This is a genomic window from Aeromicrobium sp. Root236, assembly GCF_001428805.1.
Classification (GTDB): Bacteria; Actinomycetota; Actinomycetes; order Propionibacteriales; family Nocardioidaceae; genus Aeromicrobium.
Window position 1 is genome coordinate 2344549 of the sequence record NZ_LMIS01000001.1, and the last position, 15935, is coordinate 2360483.

At 68.9% G+C, this 15935-nt stretch carries 15 protein-coding genes; 7 read left to right on the forward strand and 8 right to left on the reverse strand.

What is annotated here, in order from left to right:
- Window positions 1-56: 56 nt before the first annotated feature.
- Window positions 57-542 (forward strand): MarR family winged helix-turn-helix transcriptional regulator, encoded by a 486-nt coding sequence (locus ASE12_RS11760; protein WP_082582226.1) that lies wholly within the window; start codon window positions 57-59, stop codon window positions 540-542.
- Here ASE12_RS11760 and ASE12_RS11765 read toward each other — a convergent pair.
- Genes ASE12_RS11765 through ASE12_RS11775 form a run of 3 tightly spaced genes read right to left on the reverse strand, consistent with a single transcriptional unit; the run spans window position 539 to window position 3529 of the window.
- The gene (locus ASE12_RS11765) at window positions 539-1402 is read right to left on the reverse strand and encodes an oxygenase MpaB family protein (RefSeq protein WP_056400626.1); all 864 of its coding nucleotides are present in this window, start codon (window positions 1400-1402) and stop codon (window positions 539-541) included. The genes ASE12_RS11760 and ASE12_RS11765 overlap by 4 nt on opposite strands.
- A 37-nt stretch (window positions 1403-1439) precedes the next feature.
- Complete coding sequence (locus ASE12_RS11770) at window positions 1440-2126, reverse strand: SGNH/GDSL hydrolase family protein (protein ID WP_082582227.1); 687 nt, start codon at window positions 2124-2126, stop codon at window positions 1440-1442.
- Window positions 2123-3529 carry a DHA2 family efflux MFS transporter permease subunit gene (locus tag ASE12_RS11775; protein WP_056400628.1) on the reverse strand — a complete coding sequence of 469 codons (1407 nt, stop codon included), beginning with the start codon at window positions 3527-3529 and terminating at the stop codon, window positions 2123-2125. The genes ASE12_RS11770 and ASE12_RS11775 overlap by 4 nt, the downstream gene beginning before the upstream one ends.
- Before the next feature lie 66 nt (window positions 3530-3595).
- Here ASE12_RS11775 and ASE12_RS11780 point away from each other — a divergent pair, with 66 nt between their 5' ends.
- On the forward strand, window positions 3596-4216 hold the full coding sequence (locus ASE12_RS11780) for a TetR/AcrR family transcriptional regulator (RefSeq protein ID WP_056400631.1): 621 nt from the start codon (window positions 3596-3598) through the stop codon (window positions 4214-4216).
- Here the strand turns inward: ASE12_RS11780 and ASE12_RS20705 are convergent.
- The 3 genes from ASE12_RS20705 to ASE12_RS11795 all read right to left on the reverse strand — a co-directional run bounded on the left by ASE12_RS20705 (window position 4213) and on the right by ASE12_RS11795 (window position 9690).
- The gene (locus ASE12_RS20705; protein ID WP_162255482.1) at window positions 4213-6846 is read right to left on the reverse strand and encodes a dipeptide ABC transporter ATP-binding protein; all 2634 of its coding nucleotides are present in this window, start codon (window positions 6844-6846) and stop codon (window positions 4213-4215) included. The two genes, ASE12_RS11780 and ASE12_RS20705, sit on opposite strands and share 4 nt — an antisense overlap.
- Window positions 6847-6875: 29 nt before the next feature.
- Entirely contained in the window at window positions 6876-7961 is a 1086-nt protein-coding gene (locus ASE12_RS11790; RefSeq protein ID WP_082582229.1) for an ABC transporter permease, read from the reverse strand.
- A 112-nt stretch (window positions 7962-8073) separates the two neighbouring features.
- Entirely contained in the window at window positions 8074-9690 is a 1617-nt protein-coding gene (locus ASE12_RS11795) for an ABC transporter substrate-binding protein (RefSeq protein ID WP_056400634.1), read from the reverse strand.
- A gap of 539 nt (window positions 9691-10229) precedes the next feature.
- Between ASE12_RS11795 and ASE12_RS11800 the strand changes: the two genes are divergently transcribed.
- Genes ASE12_RS11800 through ASE12_RS11820 form a run of 5 tightly spaced genes read left to right on the forward strand, consistent with a single transcriptional unit; the run spans window position 10230 to window position 14883 of the window.
- Complete coding sequence (locus ASE12_RS11800; protein ID WP_082582230.1) at window positions 10230-11867, forward strand: GAF domain-containing protein; 1638 nt, start codon at window positions 10230-10232, stop codon at window positions 11865-11867.
- Window positions 11864-12535, forward strand: coding sequence for a response regulator transcription factor (locus ASE12_RS11805; protein WP_056404791.1), 672 nt, complete (start codon window positions 11864-11866; stop codon window positions 12533-12535). Before ASE12_RS11800 ends, ASE12_RS11805 begins: the two co-directional genes overlap by 4 nt.
- Window positions 12532-13809: a serine hydroxymethyltransferase gene (gene glyA, locus ASE12_RS11810; protein WP_056400641.1), complete on the forward strand. Its 1278-nt coding sequence runs from the start codon at window positions 12532-12534 to the stop codon at window positions 13807-13809. The genes ASE12_RS11805 and glyA overlap by 4 nt, the downstream gene beginning before the upstream one ends.
- Complete coding sequence (locus ASE12_RS11815) at window positions 13806-14549, forward strand: SURF1 family protein (protein ID WP_056400647.1); 744 nt, start codon at window positions 13806-13808, stop codon at window positions 14547-14549. The genes glyA and ASE12_RS11815 overlap by 4 nt, the downstream gene beginning before the upstream one ends.
- 4 nt (window positions 14550-14553) lie before the next feature.
- Window positions 14554-14883: a DUF3817 domain-containing protein gene (locus ASE12_RS11820; protein ID WP_056400648.1), complete on the forward strand. Its 330-nt coding sequence runs from the start codon at window positions 14554-14556 to the stop codon at window positions 14881-14883.
- Between the two features lie 99 nt (window positions 14884-14982).
- On the opposite strand, the gene ASE12_RS11825 is transcribed toward ASE12_RS11820, so the two are convergent.
- Complete coding sequence (locus ASE12_RS11825) at window positions 14983-15759, reverse strand: enoyl-CoA hydratase/isomerase family protein (protein ID WP_056400651.1); 777 nt, start codon at window positions 15757-15759, stop codon at window positions 14983-14985.
- Window positions 15759-15896 (reverse strand): hypothetical protein, encoded by a 138-nt coding sequence (locus tag ASE12_RS20075; RefSeq protein WP_157412910.1) that lies wholly within the window; start codon window positions 15894-15896, stop codon window positions 15759-15761. The genes ASE12_RS11825 and ASE12_RS20075 overlap by 1 nt, the downstream gene beginning before the upstream one ends.
- Window positions 15897-15935: the final 39 nt, after the last annotated feature.

A 15935-nucleotide genomic window follows, 5' to 3' on the forward strand; every position in this document is an offset into this window, starting at 1 on the left:
CAGATGATCGTTCAACATGATGATCGACGCTCGAGCGCACTCGCTACACTGGCACCATGACCGAGACGGCTGGGACGACGACGGAGCAGGGCTCCATCGACTTCGGCCAAGCCCTCGGCAGCATCCTGCGGAGCTATCTCGACAACGCCCGGGACGCGATCAGCGATCTGCCAGGAGGCCCGCGCGGCTACCAGGTCATGTCGGTCGCCAACGGCGACGACTGCAGCAACCAGGCGACGATCGCGACCTTGCTCGGCATCGACCGCACGGTCATGACCTACCTGGTGGACGACCTCGAGAAGGCCGGACTCGTGACGCGCCGACCCGATCCCGCGGACCGTCGCGCGCGGCAGGTCGTGCTGACCGCCAAGGGGGCCAAGGCGCACGCGGCCGCGTCGGAGCGGATCGCCCAGGTCGAGCGCACGGTGCTCGGCAACCTCTCCGATGCCGACGCCGCACTGTTCCGCGAGCTCCTCGTACGTGTCGCATCCGCCGGCCCGCTCGTCGAGGCGTGCGAGGTGCCCGGCGTCGCCGAGTGCTAGTCCCTGCTCGGCGGGCCTGAGCCCATCGCCCAGCGGATCGCCTCGGTGATCGCGACGCCGCTCGTACGCACGGCTGTCGCCTCGACGATCGGCAGGTAGGGCAGTCTCAGCGGCCAGCGGGTCCAGCGTGGCATCATCCCGACGGCCGCCGCGGACAGCAGCCCGTACGGCGCTCGCAACGTCAGCGGCACCGGTGGGTGCACGAGGATGAATCGTGCTGCCCGGCGGGCTGCCGGCGTTCCTTGGAGCTCCGGCCGGTAGTCGGCGAGGACCTGGTCGAGCTCGGCCACCGTCTCGGGCACGTCGACGGCACCGAGCGCACGGGCGACGTGTGCCGTCTGCTCGACGTACGCGTCGCGGCCGGCGGCGTCCAGCGGCTTCGCGCCGTAGCGGTCATGCGCCCGCAGGAAGCTGTCGATCTCGGCCACGTGCACCCAGCGCACCAGGTGCGGGTCGGACGCGGCGTACGCCCGGCCGTCCGGCGCCGTGCCGCGCACCCGCTCGTGCACTGCGCGGACCACGGCCACCGCCCGGTCGGCGTCCTCGATCGTGCCGAACGTGGTCTCGGCGAGGAACGTGCTGGTGCGCTGCAGCCGACCCCACGGGTCACCCCGGAACCCGGAGTGCGCATCGACCGCCGCCATCGCCAGCGGGTGCATCGACTGCAGCAGCAACGCGCGGATCCCGCCGACGAACATCGACGCGTCGGAGTGCACGCGGTAGATCGCCGAGCCGGAGGCGAAACGTCGCGGGCCGGCCGAGAAGTGGATGCGATCACGCCGCGCCGGCCCCTCGTCCCCGGCGACACGCGAGAAGATCGTCTCGCCCACGCGTCGGCGTACGGACTCGAGCGGGTTCATGGCTCGACCGTACGCGTGAAGGCCTGACCCGGCTCGCTCAGACGTCGAGGTGAGCCAGGGACGAGGCGATCGCGGCGAACGCGATCGCGTGCCCACGGGCATTGCAGTGCATGCGGTCGCTCGAGTAGATCGCCGGGTCAGCAGCTCGAGGATGGTGGTGCGTGTCGACGTGCCACGCACCGGCCTCGGTGGCGACCTCGGCCGTGATCGCGTCGAGCTGGTCCATGCGTTCTGCCAGTGCCTCGGCGTACGTCGCCGGGACGAGACCGGATCGGGCGAGGTCGAACAGGCCGATCGTCACGACCGCGATGCCGCGGGCGGTGAAGCTGGTGACCAGCTCCGTGAGCTCGGTGCGTACGCGCTCGAGGTCAGGCGCCTCGACGAGGACGTCGTTGCCGCCGGCCACCACCATGGTGACGTCTGGGTGGAACTCGAGCGCCGCCGCCGCCTGCGTCGACCGGATCTCGGCGAGACGTTGCCCGCGCACTCCGAGGTTGCGGTACGCGAAGCCGGGACGGGTCGCCGCAAGCGCCTCGCCGATGCGATCGGCGAACCCGAGGTTACGGTAGCCATCGAGCGGTTCGCGCACCCCTTCGGCGACGCTGTCACCGACGACGACCATGCGTTGCCAGGGCAGCTGGCTGAGCCACTCGGCTGCCACCGCGTCGTCGATGCAGTCGGGATCGAACGACTCCCGGTGCGCGCTGTCCATCTCGGTGGTCATGCCGCCTCCTCGGCGACCGGCGCGGGTGCCGGTGCGAGCACGAGCCGCAGCCCGAGCACGCCGCCCACGATCGCGGCACCCGCGATGAGCCAGTACAGCGCCCGGTAGGGATCCAGCCCGTCTGCCGGGGTCGCGGCCGCGAGGATCACGCCGAGGACGGCGACTCCCACGGCTCCGCCGACCTGGCGGGCCGCGACGTTCAGTCCCGTCGCCGAGGCGAAGCGGGTCGGCGTCACGGACAGGGCCGCAGCTGACGAGATGCCGACGGTCATGGCACCGAAGCCGACACCCAGGGCCACACCGACCGGGAGCCACAGAGCCACGAAGTCCGGTTCCGCGTCCAGAGCGAGGGCGACGACGGCCCAGCTGGCAGCCAGCACGATTCCGCCGCCCAGGACGAGCACCCGCGCGTCAGGCCGCCGCTTGAGGTTGCCGATCGCGACCGCGGAGACGGCCGTGATGGCGGCGCCGGGGGTCATCGCGAAGCCGGCCTTCAGCTCGGAGTAGCCCCACACGTCGACCAGGAACAGCACACCGAGGATGAGCGATGCGTACAGGGCGATGCCGTAGAGCAGCGACACGACGTTGGCCATCGCGTACGTCGGGTTGCTCCACAACGTCGTGTCGATCGCGGGTCGTGGGTGGCGCGCCGACCGCAGGAGCGCGAGGACACCCGTCACCCCGGCGGCGGCGAACGCCGTGATCGTGGCGGGACTCGACCAGCCCCAGTCCTGGCCCTTCGTGATCGCCAGGATCAGCAGGCCGACCGAGCCGGTGACCAGCGCCGTGCCGAGGAGGTCCGGCACGCGCCCGCCCTCGGGCCGGGGCGTGCGCAGCTTGGTCGCGGCGTAGAGCAGGCCGAGGCCTATCGGCAGGTTGAGCAGGAACAGCCAGCGCCAGCCGACCGAGTCGACGACGACACCGCCGAGGGCGGGGCCGAACGCGGCAGCCAAGGCACCCGACGCGCTCCAGAGACCGATGGCCGCGGTCCGCCGCTCCGGCGCGGTGTCGGCGAGCACGAGGGCGAGCGACGCCGGGATCAGGATCGCCGCTCCGACGCCCTGCACGCCCCGCGCGGCGATGAGCGTCCCGTACGTCGGGGCGACCGCCGCGACGAACGACGCGGCAGTGAACGTGCCGACGCCGATGACGAACAGGCGCTGCCGGCTGATGATGTCGGCGAATCCGCCCGCAGGTGCCAGGAGCGCGGCGAAGAAGATCGTGTAGAGCGTCACGACCCAGGTCAGCGCGCCCACGCCGACATGGAAGTCGGTGGCGATGTCGGGGAGCGCCAGGTTGGTGATCGTCACGTCGAGGAAGGCGAGGAACGGTCCCCCGCAGGCCAGCAGGAGGGGAATGCGTGAGTGGACCCGAGCGGCGTCCACGGTGTCGAGATCGGTCATGCCGATGAATTTAGAGTACGATCGTTCGTACGTCAATAACGTACGACCGTGCGCTATCATGGCGGCATGGCCGGGCGACGATCAGCGCAGGACGCGCTCACGACGCGTGACTCGATCCTCCGCAAGGCTGCCGACATCGCCACGGTCGACGGACTCGAAGGCGTGACGATCGGCCGCCTCGCGACCGACCTCGACATGAGCAAGTCCGGGGTGATCGGGCAGTTCGGCTCCAAGGAGGAGCTGCAGCTCGCGACCTTGGAGCGCTTGCTCGGGACGTTCCGGGAGCGCGTCTGGGACCCGGTCCAGCACCTCCAGCCGGGACTCCCGCGGCTGCTGGCCATCTGCGAGTCGTGGGCCCACTACGAGGGCCACCCCGAGTTCGAGGGTGGCTGCGGCGTGGCCCAGGTGTCGTTCGAGTTCGACGGCCGACCGGGCCGCGTGCACGACGCGCTGGCGACCGCCCTGAAGCGATGGCGTCGCACGCTCGTCGCCGACATCACGACCGCCGTCGAGGCCGGCGACCTGCCCGCTGACACCGATCCTCAGCAGGTCGCGTTCAGCCTCGACGCCCTAGCCTCCGGCATGAACACCGCGCGGCTGCTGCACGGCGACACCGACTCCGGCTCGTGGGCGCTCGCCGCGATGCATGCCGTGCTCGGCATCAAGCGAGCGCCCGCGAGCTCCTAGGAGATGTCGGTGAGCAGGTGTCCGCGGGCTTCGCGGCGTCGACGCTGCTCGTCGGGATCCGGTACGGGCACCGCCGCGATGAGCCGCTTGGTGTAGTCCTCCTGCGGGTTGCCGAGCACCTGGTCGCGCGGTCCGATCTCGACGAGCTTGCCGTTCTGCATGACCGCGACGCGGTTGGCGAGGGTGTCGACGACCGCGAGGTCGTGGCTGATGAACAGGCAGGCGAACTGCAGCCGCTGCTGGAGCTCGGTGAACAGCTCGAGCACCCGTGCCTGCACCGACACGTCGAGCGCCGACGTCGGCTCGTCCGCGATGAGCAGGTCGGGGTCGAGGGCGAGGGCACGCGCGAGGCTGACGCGCTGGCGCTGACCGCCGGAGAGCTCGTGCGGGAACCGCTCGACGTACGAGCCGCCCAGCTCCACGTTGTCGAGCAACGACCTGACCTTGGCGTCGATCTCGGACTGCTTCATGTCGGTCTGGACGTGCAGCGGCTCGGCGACGCACTGGCCGATCGACATGCGCGGGTTGAGCGACGACGCCGGGTCCTGGAACACGAAGCCGAAGCGCGAGCGCAACGGCCGCAGCTTGCGGTCGGAGAGCCCGGAGACCTGGTTGCCGGACACGTGGATCGTGCCGCTCGTCGGCTGCTGGAGACCCACGGTCGTACGCCCGATGGTCGACTTGCCCGAGCCGGACTCGCCGACCAGGCCGAGCACCTCGCCCTTGCGGATCTCGAGAGACACGTGGTCGACGGCGCGGAAGGCGGGCTGGCCGAGACCGCCGGGGAACTCGACGACCAGGTCGTCGACCTTGAGCACCAGGTCGTTCTCGTCGACGAGTCCCGGACCGTTCTCGCGACCGAGGTGGGGGACGGCGTCGAGCAGGGCACGCGTGTAGGGGTGCTTGGGCTCGGCGAACAGCTGCCCGGACGGGGCCTGCTCGACGATGTTGCCGCGATACATCACGACCACCCGGTCGGCCATGTCGGCGACGACGCCCATGTTGTGCGTGATCAGGACGATCGCGGTGCCGAGCCGGTCGCGCAGCGACAGCAGCAGCTCGAGGATCGCGGCCTGGACCGTGACGTCGAGTGCCGTCGTGGGCTCGTCGGCGATGATGACGTCGGGGTCGCAGGCGATCGCCATTGCGATGACGACGCGCTGCTTCTGCCCGCCGGACAGCTGGTGCGGGTAGTAGTCGACGCGGTGCTCGGGGTCGGGCATGCCGACCATGTCGAGCAGCTCGATCGCGCGCTTGCGGGCGTCCTTCTTGGAGATCTCCTTGTGCGCCTGGATGCCCTCGATGATCTGCCACCCGACGGTGTAGACCGGGTTGAGCGCGGTCGACGGCTCCTGGAAGACCATGGAGACCTGGTCACCGCGGATCGGCCGGATCTCGTTGTTGGACATGCCGAGCAGCTCGCGGTCGCCGAGGCGTGCCGAGCCGGTCACCGCGGCGGTCGACGGCAGCAGGCCGAGGACGGCTCGGGAGCTGACGGACTTGCCGGAGCCGGACTCGCCGACGACGGCCACGACCTCGCCCGGGGCGACGTCGAACGAGATGCCGTTGACCGCGTGGATCTGGCCGGCGTCCGTACGGAAGGTCACCGCCAGGTCTGACAGCGACAGGGCGGCGACGCGCTTCTCGCCGGACTCGGTGTTGCGGACCTCGACCGACGGCTCGATGTCACCGGTCAGCTCCTCGAACTCCGCGGAGATCTCCTTCTCGTCGGCCGACGTCGTCTCGGCGCCGCGCGTGCGCAGCAACGGGTTGAGGATGTCGTTGAGGCTCTCGCCCACGAGGGTCACGCCGAGCACGATCAGGACGATCGCGCTGCCGGGGAAGACGCTGGTCCACCAGATGCCGTTGGAGGCGTCCGGCAGGGCCTTGTTGAGATCGAAGCCCCACTCGGCGGCGGCGGACGGCTCGATGCCGAAGCCGAGGAAGCCGAGGCCGGCGAGGGTCAGGATCGCCTCGGACGCGTTGAGCGTGCCGATCACCGGCAGGTTCTGCGCGACGTTGGAGAAGATGTGCCGGCCGAGGATGCGCGGGGTGCGCACGCCCACGACCCGGGCCGAGTCGACGTAGGGCTCGACCTTGACGGCCAGGGTCGCGCTGCGGATCACGCGGTAGTACTGCGGCACGAACACGACCGTGATCGATATGGCGGCGGCGAGGATGCCGCCCAGCGCGCCGCTGGCGCCGCCGGTCAGCACGATCGACACGACGATCGCGAGCAGCAGGGACGGGAACGCGTAGAGCGCGTCCATGATCAGGACGAGCACCCGGTCGAGCCAGCCACCCAGGTAGCCGGACAGCAGACCGAGCGGCACCCCGACCAGGCTCGACAGCACGACCGCGAGGACGATGACCTCGAGCGCGGTGCGGGTGCCGTAGATGACGCGGGACAGCACGTCGGTGCCACCGACGGTCGTGCCGAACCAGTGGTCGGCCGACGGTGCCTGCTGCGTGCCGAAGAGCACGCCGCCGGAACGGTCGGCGTTGAAGCCGTAGGGGGCGATCAGGGGCGCGAAGATCGCGACGATGACGAACGCGCCGATGATCGCGAAGCCGAGCAGCAGCATGAAGCGCTGCAGGCCGTGCGACTGACGTACGACGGCGGGAACCACTTTCGACAGGCTCAAGCGACGGGTAGTCATCAGAACCTCACTCGGGGGTCGACGAGGGCGACGATCGCGTCGATCACGAGGCTCGCGACGCAGACGATCACGGCGATCGCGGTGACGATGCCCTGGACCGCGAGGAAGTCACGGGCCTTGAGGTACTGGGTCAGCTCGTAGCCGATGCCCTTCCACTCGAACGTCGTCTCGGTCAGCACGGCGCCGGCCAGGAGCAGCGCGATCTGCATGCCCATGACCGTGACGACCGGGACGAGCGCGTTGCGGAACGCGTGCTTGCGCACGACCCTTCTCTCGGACACGCCGCGGGCTCTCGCCGCCGTGACGTAGTCCATGCGCAGCGTCTGCAGGAGGTTGATGCGTACGAGGCGGAGGAAGACGCCGCCGGTCAGCAGGCCCAGCGCGACGGCGGGCAGCACGGCGTACTGGAGCACCTCGAGGATGATCTTGGGGTCACCCCACAGGAGCGCGTCGACGATCATGATGTTGGTGTGCGGGTGCACGTTGTCGAGGATGAGCTCGGTCTGCGTCGACGAGCGGCCCGACGACGGCCAGCCGAATGGCGTGAAGGCGAGCTTGAGCAGCAGGCCGACGAAGAACACGGGCGCGGCATAGATGAGGATCGCGAACAGGCGGAGGATTACGTCGGGCAGCCGGTCGCGGTAGCGCGCTGCGAGACGCCCCAGCGGGACGCCGACGGCGAAGGCCACGAGGAGGGCCCAGAACGACAGCTCGAGCGTCGCGGCGCCATAGTGGGTGAGGATGCCCGAGATCTCGCGGTGATCGGTCAGCGTCGTGCCGAAGTCGCCGTGGAGGAGGCCGGTGATGTACTCCCAGTACTGGGTCAGCATGGGCCGGTCGAGACCGGCGGCGTGCTTGCGCTCGGCGATCTGCTCGGCGTTGAGGCGGCCGCCCTGGGCAGCGGTCACGGGATCGCCGATGACGCGCATCAGCAGGAACACCATCGTGACGAGCACCCACAGCATCGGGATGATCAGGGCGACGCGGACCAGCATGTAGCGGGCGAGAGGGCTGAGCGGCCCCCGGCGCCTGCGGGACGGTTGGGCGGGAGTCGGCTCGAGCGGCGCGAGGACTTCGGCGGTCATGAGTTCCTCATTCTCGGATCTTTGAGAGGGTCAGGTCCTTCGACAGGCTCAAGGACCGTAGACGACAACATACGGAAGGGGCGGGTCCAATGGACCCGCCCCTCCGACGTACTTACTTCGACAGCGACGTGAAGCGGAACTTGAACGCGGGGTCGAGAGTCTCCTCGACGCCCTTCACGTCCTTGCCCGCCACGGCGATCTGCGCGCCCGTGAGCAGCGGCAGGATCGGCACCTGGTCGGCGACGAGGTCCTGGATCTGCTTCAGAGTCGCGACGCGCGACGTCTTGTCGCCGTCCGTGGCCTCGGACTTCAGCAGCTTCGTCATCTCGGGGACTGGGTTGTCCTTGTCCGAGAAGTTGTAGTGCGACTGCAGGAAGTTGTTCGGCGCGAAGAACGGCGTCACGTAGTTGTCAGCGTCCGGGAAGTCCGGGAACCAGCCGAGCTGGAACATCGGGTAGGCATCCTTGACGCGCTCCTTGGAGTACGTCACGTACTCCGTCGACTGGAGGTCGACCTTGAACAGGCCGGTGTCCTCGAGCTGGCGCTTGACCATGTTGTACTCCTCGGTCGACGAGGAGCCGTAGTGGTCGGTGTTGTACTGCAGCTTGAGCGTGACCGGGGTCTTGACTCCGGCGTCGTCGAGGAACTTCTTGGCGGCCGCCTTGTCGGGCTTGTCGCCGTACTTGTCCTTGAACGGCTCCGTGGCGCCCACCTGTCCCTGCGGGACCGCCGAGTAGGCCGGTGTGTAGGTGCCCTTGTAGACCTGCGTCGAGAGCTCGTCGCGGTCGAGCGAGGACGCCATCGCCTTGCGGATCGCGAGCTTCTGGTCGTCGTTGTCGCCGGGCATCGTCTTCATGTTGAAGACGATGTAGCGGAGCTCGCCGCCGGCGCCCTTGTGGACCTTGACCTTGTCGTCCTTGCCGAGGCTGGCGATGTCGGTCGGGGTGAGCGAGCGCCATGCGACGTCGATCTTGCCGTTCTGGACGTCGAGCTTCAGGTTGTTGGCGTCGGCGTACGTCGACAGGGTGATCGTCTTGGTCTTCGGCTTGTTGTAGGCACCGTCGTAGTCGGCGTTGGCCTTGAACTCGGCGATCTGGCCCTTGGTGTACTTGCCGATCGTGTAGGGACCGGAGAAGCCCTGCGCCTTGACGGCAGCGTCGTCGTCCAGGACCTTGTCGGCGGGGTAGGTCTCCTCGTCGACGATCGGTCCGGCGGAGGTGACGAGCACCTGGCCGAACGTCTGGTCGTTGGGCGAGTTGAGGGTGAAGACGACGGTCTTGTCGTCCTTGGCCTCGACCGACTTCATGTTGCCGAGCAGCGAGGCCGGGCCGTTGGGGTCGTTGATCTTGACGATGCGCTTGAACGAGAACGCGACGTCGGAGGCCGTCAGCGCGTGACCGTTGGCGAACTTGAGTCCGGGCTTGATCGTGCAGACGTACTCGGTCGGCTGCTCGAAGTCACACTTCGACGCGGCGTCCGGTGTCAGCGTGGTGCTGCCGGCCGGGAAGTTGAGGAGGTACTGGTAGACCTGCGTCTGCACCGTCAGCGACCCGTTGTCGTACGAGCCGGCCGGGTCGATCGAGACGACCTTGTCGGTCGTGCCGACGACGAGGTTCGAACCGCCGGCATCCTTGTTGTCGTCGTCCTTGCTTTGTCCACACGCGGCCAGCGCCATGCCGGCAAGCGCAGAGACCGCGATGATCGCGGTTCCACGACGGAAGTTCTTCATTGCTCTCCTACGAGTCGAGCCGCGGCACGTGGCCGCAGCGGGATTGTCCACATGATGGGACCGAGCCTTTCCGCACGCTACACGCGCCGGTGGTGGCTGTGCCGACCTGCCAGATTGCATTTTGGTTACCGATCCGCGCGTCACGAGGGACGTTCGTCCCGTGCGATGACGTGAACAGAGCGGGACCCCGGGCTGCCGCGGGATGAAGCACCGGGCAGGCAAAAGTGTCGGCTGCGAAGAGTTCGGGAGAACTGGGAGTTCTTCACATCGACTCGCGGGAGGGAGGTCCTGCGAAGCGCCGGGGTCCGGCTCTGTGCTCACCAGACTTCCGCATGTCGCCGACCCCCATCAGGGACTTAAGTCCCGAACGGGCGTGGCGAAGGTGATCTCGTCGCCACCCAAAAGGACTACCCCGACTAGTTCGTTCGACGGATTCCGTACGCATTCGGGCCCCAGAGCGACGGATTGCGCGGATTCACGGGGAATTTCGCTCCGGCGGGCTGGGCGGCGCGGGTACTGTGCTGTCGGGAGAGGAACCCATGAGCGCCGCGAGGACTGCTGTCACCACTGAACGACTCGGGGGACTGCTGGACGCCGTCGTGGCGCTGTCGTCAGACCTGTCCCTGGAGAGCCTCCTCGAGCGCATCGTGCGGCAGGCGTGCCTGCTCGTCGATGCCAAGTACGGCGCGCTCGGAGTCCTGGGGCTGCATGGTGATCGTCGTCTGACTCGGTTCGTCACGCATGGGTTCACCGATGCGGAGATCGCCGCTGTCGGCGAGCTCCCGCGGGGTCACGGGATCCTGGGCCACATCATCGACCACCCGCAGCCGCTGCGGCTCGAGAACCTCGGCCAGCACGCGGCGACGTTCGGGTTTCCTGCCGATCACCCGGCGATGGACACGTTCCTCGGCGTGCCGATACGCATCCATGACCGGATCTTCGGCAACCTCTACCTGACGGAGAAGCAGTCGCCGGGCGGCTTCACCCGCGAGGACGAGGAGGTCGCGGTCGCTCTGGCGTCGGCCGTCGGCGTCGTGATCGAGAACGCCCGGCTCTACGACGAGGCCGAGCGTCAACGCCGCTGGCTCGAGGCGGCAGCGGAGATCACGACCGCCTTGCTGGGACCGATCTCCCGTGACACCGCGCTGCAGCTCGTGGCGGACCGCGCCCGCGACGTCGCGGACGCGGACTTCGTCGCGTTGCTCATGCCGACCGCCGCCGACGTCCTCGAGGTCCGGGCGGTGTCCGGCGCCGCGGTCCACGAGCTGATCGGCGAGACGGTCGGCACCTTTGAGAGCCTGGCCGGCGAGGTCGCCCGGACGCAGGTCACCGCGGTGGTGCCCGACACGGCACGGGAACCGCGATACACGCCTTCCACCACCCCCCTCTGGCCGGAGCTCGGCTCGGTCCTGATCCTGCCGTTGCGCAGCGGGGACGTCACCGGTGCGCTCACGGTGGGCTGGCTGGAGGTCCTGAAGACCGACCGCTGGGAGCTCGACCCCGAGCTCCCGCAACGCTTCGCCGAGCAGCTGGCTCTGGTGCTGCAGGTGGCGCATGCGCAGGAGGACCAGGCCCGGCTCGCGGTGTTCGAGGACCGCGACCGCATCGGTCGCGACCTGCACGACCTCGTCATCCAACGCCTGTTCGCGATCGGACTGATGCTCGACAACACGGTTCGCCTGGTCCAGTCACCGGATGCGACGTCGCGGCTCTCCTCGGCAATCGACGAGATCGATGCCACGATCAAGGACATTCGCCGCACGATCTTCGCGCTGGGCACCACCGCGGTCGCGGCCGGCCTCGAGACGAGTGTCCAACGAGTCCTGGGACAGGCCGGCGTGATGCTCGGCTTCTCACCGGTGCTCGAGATCCACGGCGCGGCCGAGCGCGAGGTCTCCGATGTCGTGCGCGAGAACCTTCTGGCGGTCCTCAACGAGGCGTTGTCGAACATCGTGCGGCACTCCTCGGCCACTGCGGTCGACGTGCTGCTCGACGTCAGCGACGAGATTCGGCTTCGGGTCCGCGACGACGGTGTCGGCCTCCGCGGCAAGGATCACGGCAACGGACTGACCAACATGAGGGCGCGCGCGGACCTGCTCGACGGACACTTCAGCGCCAAGGACCTGCAGGCAGGCGGCCTCGAGCTGACGTGGGCCGTGCCGAGGAGTCGACCGTGACCAGGGTGTTCCTGCTGGACGACCACGAGATCGTGCGTCGCGGCCTGCGGGACCTGCTCGAGCAGGAGGAGGACATCACCGTCGTGGGCGAGGCCGGAACGGCTGCCGATGCTCTCGCGCGCATCCCCGCGGTCGGGCCGGACGTCGCGGTGCTCGACGCCCGCCTGCCCGACGGGTCGGGGGTCGACGTCTGCCGCAGCATCCGGTCGTCCCACCCGGCCATCGCGGTCATCATCCTCACGTCGTACGACGACGACGACGCGCTGTTCGCGGCGATCATGGCGGGTGCGGCCGGCTACGTACTCAAGCAGGTGCGTGGCCACGACCTCGTGGAGGCGGTACGCCGGGTCGCCTCCGGACACTCGCTGCTGGATCCCGTCGTCACCCAGCGCGTGCTGACCCGTATCCGTGAGGGCGGCCCACAGGTCGATCCCATCGATCGGCTCACGGTGCAGGAGAACCGGATCCTGGAGCTCATCGGTGAGGGCATGACCAACCGGCAGATCGCGGCCGAGATGTTCCTCGCCGAGAAGACGGTCAAGAACTACGTCTCCCAGCTCCTTGCGAAGCTGGGGCTCCAGCGACGGACCCAGGCCGCCGTGCTCGCCGTCCGACGTCCCCCTGCCAAGACGTTGGGAGATCGTCGGCCAGATACCCTTGGGCCATGAGCCACAACCAGCATCTCTCCGAGTTCGACCCTGACATCGCCGCGCTCCTCGACGCCGAGCTGCACCGTCAGCAGTCGACGCTCGAGATGATCGCGTCGGAGAACTTCGCCCCCGTCGCCTCCCTCGAGGCCCAGGGCAGCGTCCTGACCAACAAGTACGCCGAGGGCTACCCAGGCAAGCGCTACTACGGCGGCTGCGAGTTCGTCGACCAGGTCGAGACCATCGCGATCGACCGGCTCAAGCAGCTGTTCGACGCGGGCTATGCCAACGTGCAGCCGCACTCCGGTGCGACCGCCAACGCCGCTGCCCTGCACGCCATCGCCACGGCCGGTGACACGATCCTCGGCCTCGACCTGGCCAACGGTGGGCACCTGACGCACGGCATGAAGCTCAACTTCTCCGGCAAGCTCTACAAGCCGGTGGCCTATCACGTCGTGCCCGAGACCGGTCTGGTCGACATGGACGAGGTCCGGACCCTCGCGCACGAGCACCAGCCGACCGTGATCATCGCGGGCTGGTCGGCGTATCCCCGCCAGCTCGACTTCGCGCTGTTCCGCGAGATCGCCGACGAGGTCGGCGCCAAGCTGTGGGTCGACATGGCCCACTTCGCCGGGCTCGTGGCGGCAGGCCTGCACCCCAGCCCGCTGCCGCACGCGCACATCGTCACGACGACGACCCACAAGACCCTGGGTGGTCCGCGTGGCGGCGCGATCCTGACCAACGACGAGGACATCGCCAAGAAGATGCGCTCCGCCGTGTTCCCCGGTCAGCAGGGTGGCCCGCTCGAGCACGTCATCGCCGCCAAGGCCGTCGCGTTCAAGATGGCGCTCGAGCCGGAGTTCAAGGAGCGCCAGCAGCGGACCATCGAGGGAGCCAAGATCCTCGCGGACCGCCTGGTCGCCGACGACACCCGTGCCGCGGGCGTCAACGTCCTGACGGGTGGCACCGACGTGCACCTCGTGCTGGTCGACCTGCGGGAGTCCGAGCTCGACGGCCAGCAGGCCGAGGACCGGCTCCACGAGGTCGGCATCACGGTCAACCGCAACGCAGTGCCCAACGACCCGCGCCCGCCGATGGTGACCTCGGGTCTGCGCATCGGCACGCCGGCCCTCGCGACGCGTGGCTTCGGCGCCGACGAGTTCACCGAGGTCGCCGACATCATCGCCGCCGCGCTGCTCCCGGGTGACGTCGACATCGAGGGTCTGCGCAAGCGGGTGACCGTGCTGGCCGAGCGCTTCCCGCTCTACCCGGACGTCGCGCCCTTCATGTCGTGAGCGAGGGGACGGCGAGGCTCTGGCTGCGGCCGGGTCTCGTCGGCCTGCACGTCTTCGCGGTCGTCGCCGTCGCGTTCTGCGTGTTCATGGGGCTGTGGCAGCTCGGGGTCTACGACTCGCGACAGGAGCACGAGCGCGCCGACAAGCAGCACGTGCCGCGGGTGGCGCTGTCCGGCCTGTGGGGGCCCGACCAGGCGTTCACCGCCAAGCTCAACCATCGTCCGGTGACCGCGGAGGGCACGTTCGCACCGGCCGCTCAGCAGGTGTGGGTGACCGACAAGGAGCAGGACGGTCGCCGGGGCGCATGGCTCCTCGCACCGCTGCTCGTCGACGGTGACGACCACGCGCTGCTGGTCGTACGTGGGTGGGCTCCGTCCGTCGGCGACTTCCCGCCCGTGCCGCAGGGGAAGGTCACGATCAACGCGGTGCTCCAGCCCGGTGAGGCCGGCGGCGCGGCGTACGACCCGGACAGCCGCCAGATCGGCTCGGTGCGCATCCCGGCGCTGACCAACGAGCTGCCGTACGACCTGTTCTCCGGCTTCGCGGTCAACACCAGCACGTCGGCCGCCGGAGGCCTCGCGCTCGTACCACCTCCGGAGCCGGGTGACGTGTCCTGGACCGTCGGTCTCCGCAACCTGGCGTACGCATTCCAGTGGTGGGTGTTCGGTGCGTTCGCGCTGTTCATGTGGTGGCGGATGGCGACCGAGAGCGTGGCCGCTGCGAGGCCGAAGGTAGCCTGACGAGGTGAGTGGAGTAGCCAAGGCCTACCGAGTCGTCGCCTACGTCGTCGGCATCAACCTGATCTTCGTCATCGGCGCCTGGATCGCGCAGCTGAGCACGGATGACTCGTCGTGGTGGAACCGCCACTCGGACGGCATCGGCATCGTCGACATGATCCACGGCTACCTGTTCATGGCATTGCTGGTGCTGATCGCGATCCTCGCGCGGCGCCACCGCTGGAAGCCGCTGTTCATCGTCACGACGATGCTGTTCGCCACGATCCCGTTCGTCAGCTTCTGGGCCGAGCACCGCGCGACCAAGGCCGTACGCGGGGCCGAGTCCGCCAAGGTCTGACGGTTTACCAAGAGGCCAGGGCATGGTGCCACCCCTCATGGGGCGCACACCCTGAGGAGTGGCGGTTTCCCATGACCTCTTGGTAAACCGCGACGCCGTCTAGCTTCCGGTGAACGTGGCCTTGCCGGGGCCGTCGCGGAGGAACGACTCCATGCCGTCCTGCAGGTCCTGCGTGTCGAACAGCTCGGCGGCGATCGCCGTGACATGCGCGTTGGCCTGCGGCACTCCCCCGGCCTCGAAGTGCCGGAGGATGTCCTTCGCCGCGCCGAACGCCTTCGTCGGACCAGCGGCGAGGTGCGCGACGAACGCCAGCACGGCGTCGTCGAAGCCCTCGGACGGCAGCACGCGGTTGACCACGTTCCACCGTTCGAGCGTCGCGGCGTCATAGAGGTCGCCGGTGAGCACGAGCTCCTTGGCACGCCCGACGCCGGCCCGGGCGGCGAGACGTTGGGTGCCACCCATCGTCGGGGTCAGCCCGATGACGCGCTCGACCAGCCCGAACTTCGCCCGCTCGGAGGCGAGGACGAGGTCACACGCGAGCGCCACCTCGAAGGCCCACGTGAGGGTCAGGCCGTGGGCGGCGAAGATCGTGGGGTACGCCAACGCGTCCACGCGCGTCGGGAGCTCGAGCATCCGGTCGTAGAGCTGCTGGGTGTCGGCCTTGGTCTTGCGGGCGTGGAACTGCGAGACGTCGACGCCGCCGGAGACGATCTTGCCCTCGGCGCGGATCAGGAGCGCGCGCGGCGACGCCGACTCGACCTCATCGAGCGCGCGGTCGAGCTCGTCGTGCAGCTCGAGGGAGTAGAGGTTGACCGGAGGTGCGCTGAAGGTGAGGACGGCGATGCCGTCGTCCGTACGTTCGACGGTGACCGGCATCAGCGCGGTGCGGAGTCGTTCGGGTCGTACGAGCCGCCCTTGTCGGCCACCGCATTGCGTACGGCCACGACGGCGCCCGCGATCAGGGCGAACAGGAAGAACTTCCGGACGGGGTGTCTCTTCTCCGACTTCGACATGCCGGTCACGATAGCCCTCGTATCGGCTGCGATCCCACC

What these genes read in the sequence shown, in the direction of transcription:
- ASE12_RS11760 (WP_082582226.1), top strand. Translation starts at nt 57, where the DNA reads ATGACCGAGACGGCTGGGACGACGACGGAGCAGGGCTCCATCGACTTC.
- ASE12_RS11765 (WP_056400626.1), bottom strand. Translation starts at nt 1,402, where the DNA reads ATGAACCCGCTCGAGTCCGTACGCCGACGCGTGGGCGAGACGATCTTC.
- ASE12_RS11770 (WP_082582227.1), bottom strand. Translation starts at nt 2,126, where the DNA reads ATGACCACCGAGATGGACAGCGCGCACCGGGAGTCGTTCGATCCCGAC.
- ASE12_RS11775 (WP_056400628.1), bottom strand. Translation starts at nt 3,529, where the DNA reads ATGACCGATCTCGACACCGTGGACGCCGCTCGGGTCCACTCACGCATT.
- ASE12_RS11780 (WP_056400631.1), top strand. Translation starts at nt 3,596, where the DNA reads ATGGCCGGGCGACGATCAGCGCAGGACGCGCTCACGACGCGTGACTCG.
- ASE12_RS11790 (WP_082582229.1), bottom strand. Translation starts at nt 7,961, where the DNA reads ATGACCGCCGAAGTCCTCGCGCCGCTCGAGCCGACTCCCGCCCAACCG.
- ASE12_RS11795 (WP_056400634.1), bottom strand. Translation starts at nt 9,690, where the DNA reads ATGAAGAACTTCCGTCGTGGAACCGCGATCATCGCGGTCTCTGCGCTT.
- ASE12_RS11800 (WP_082582230.1), top strand. Translation starts at nt 10,230, where the DNA reads ATGAGCGCCGCGAGGACTGCTGTCACCACTGAACGACTCGGGGGACTG.
- glyA (WP_056400641.1), top strand. Translation starts at nt 12,532, where the DNA reads ATGAGCCACAACCAGCATCTCTCCGAGTTCGACCCTGACATCGCCGCG.
- ASE12_RS11825 (WP_056400651.1), bottom strand. Translation starts at nt 15,759, where the DNA reads ATGCCGGTCACCGTCGAACGTACGGACGACGGCATCGCCGTCCTCACC.
- ASE12_RS20075 (WP_157412910.1), bottom strand. Translation starts at nt 15,896, where the DNA reads ATGTCGAAGTCGGAGAAGAGACACCCCGTCCGGAAGTTCTTCCTGTTC.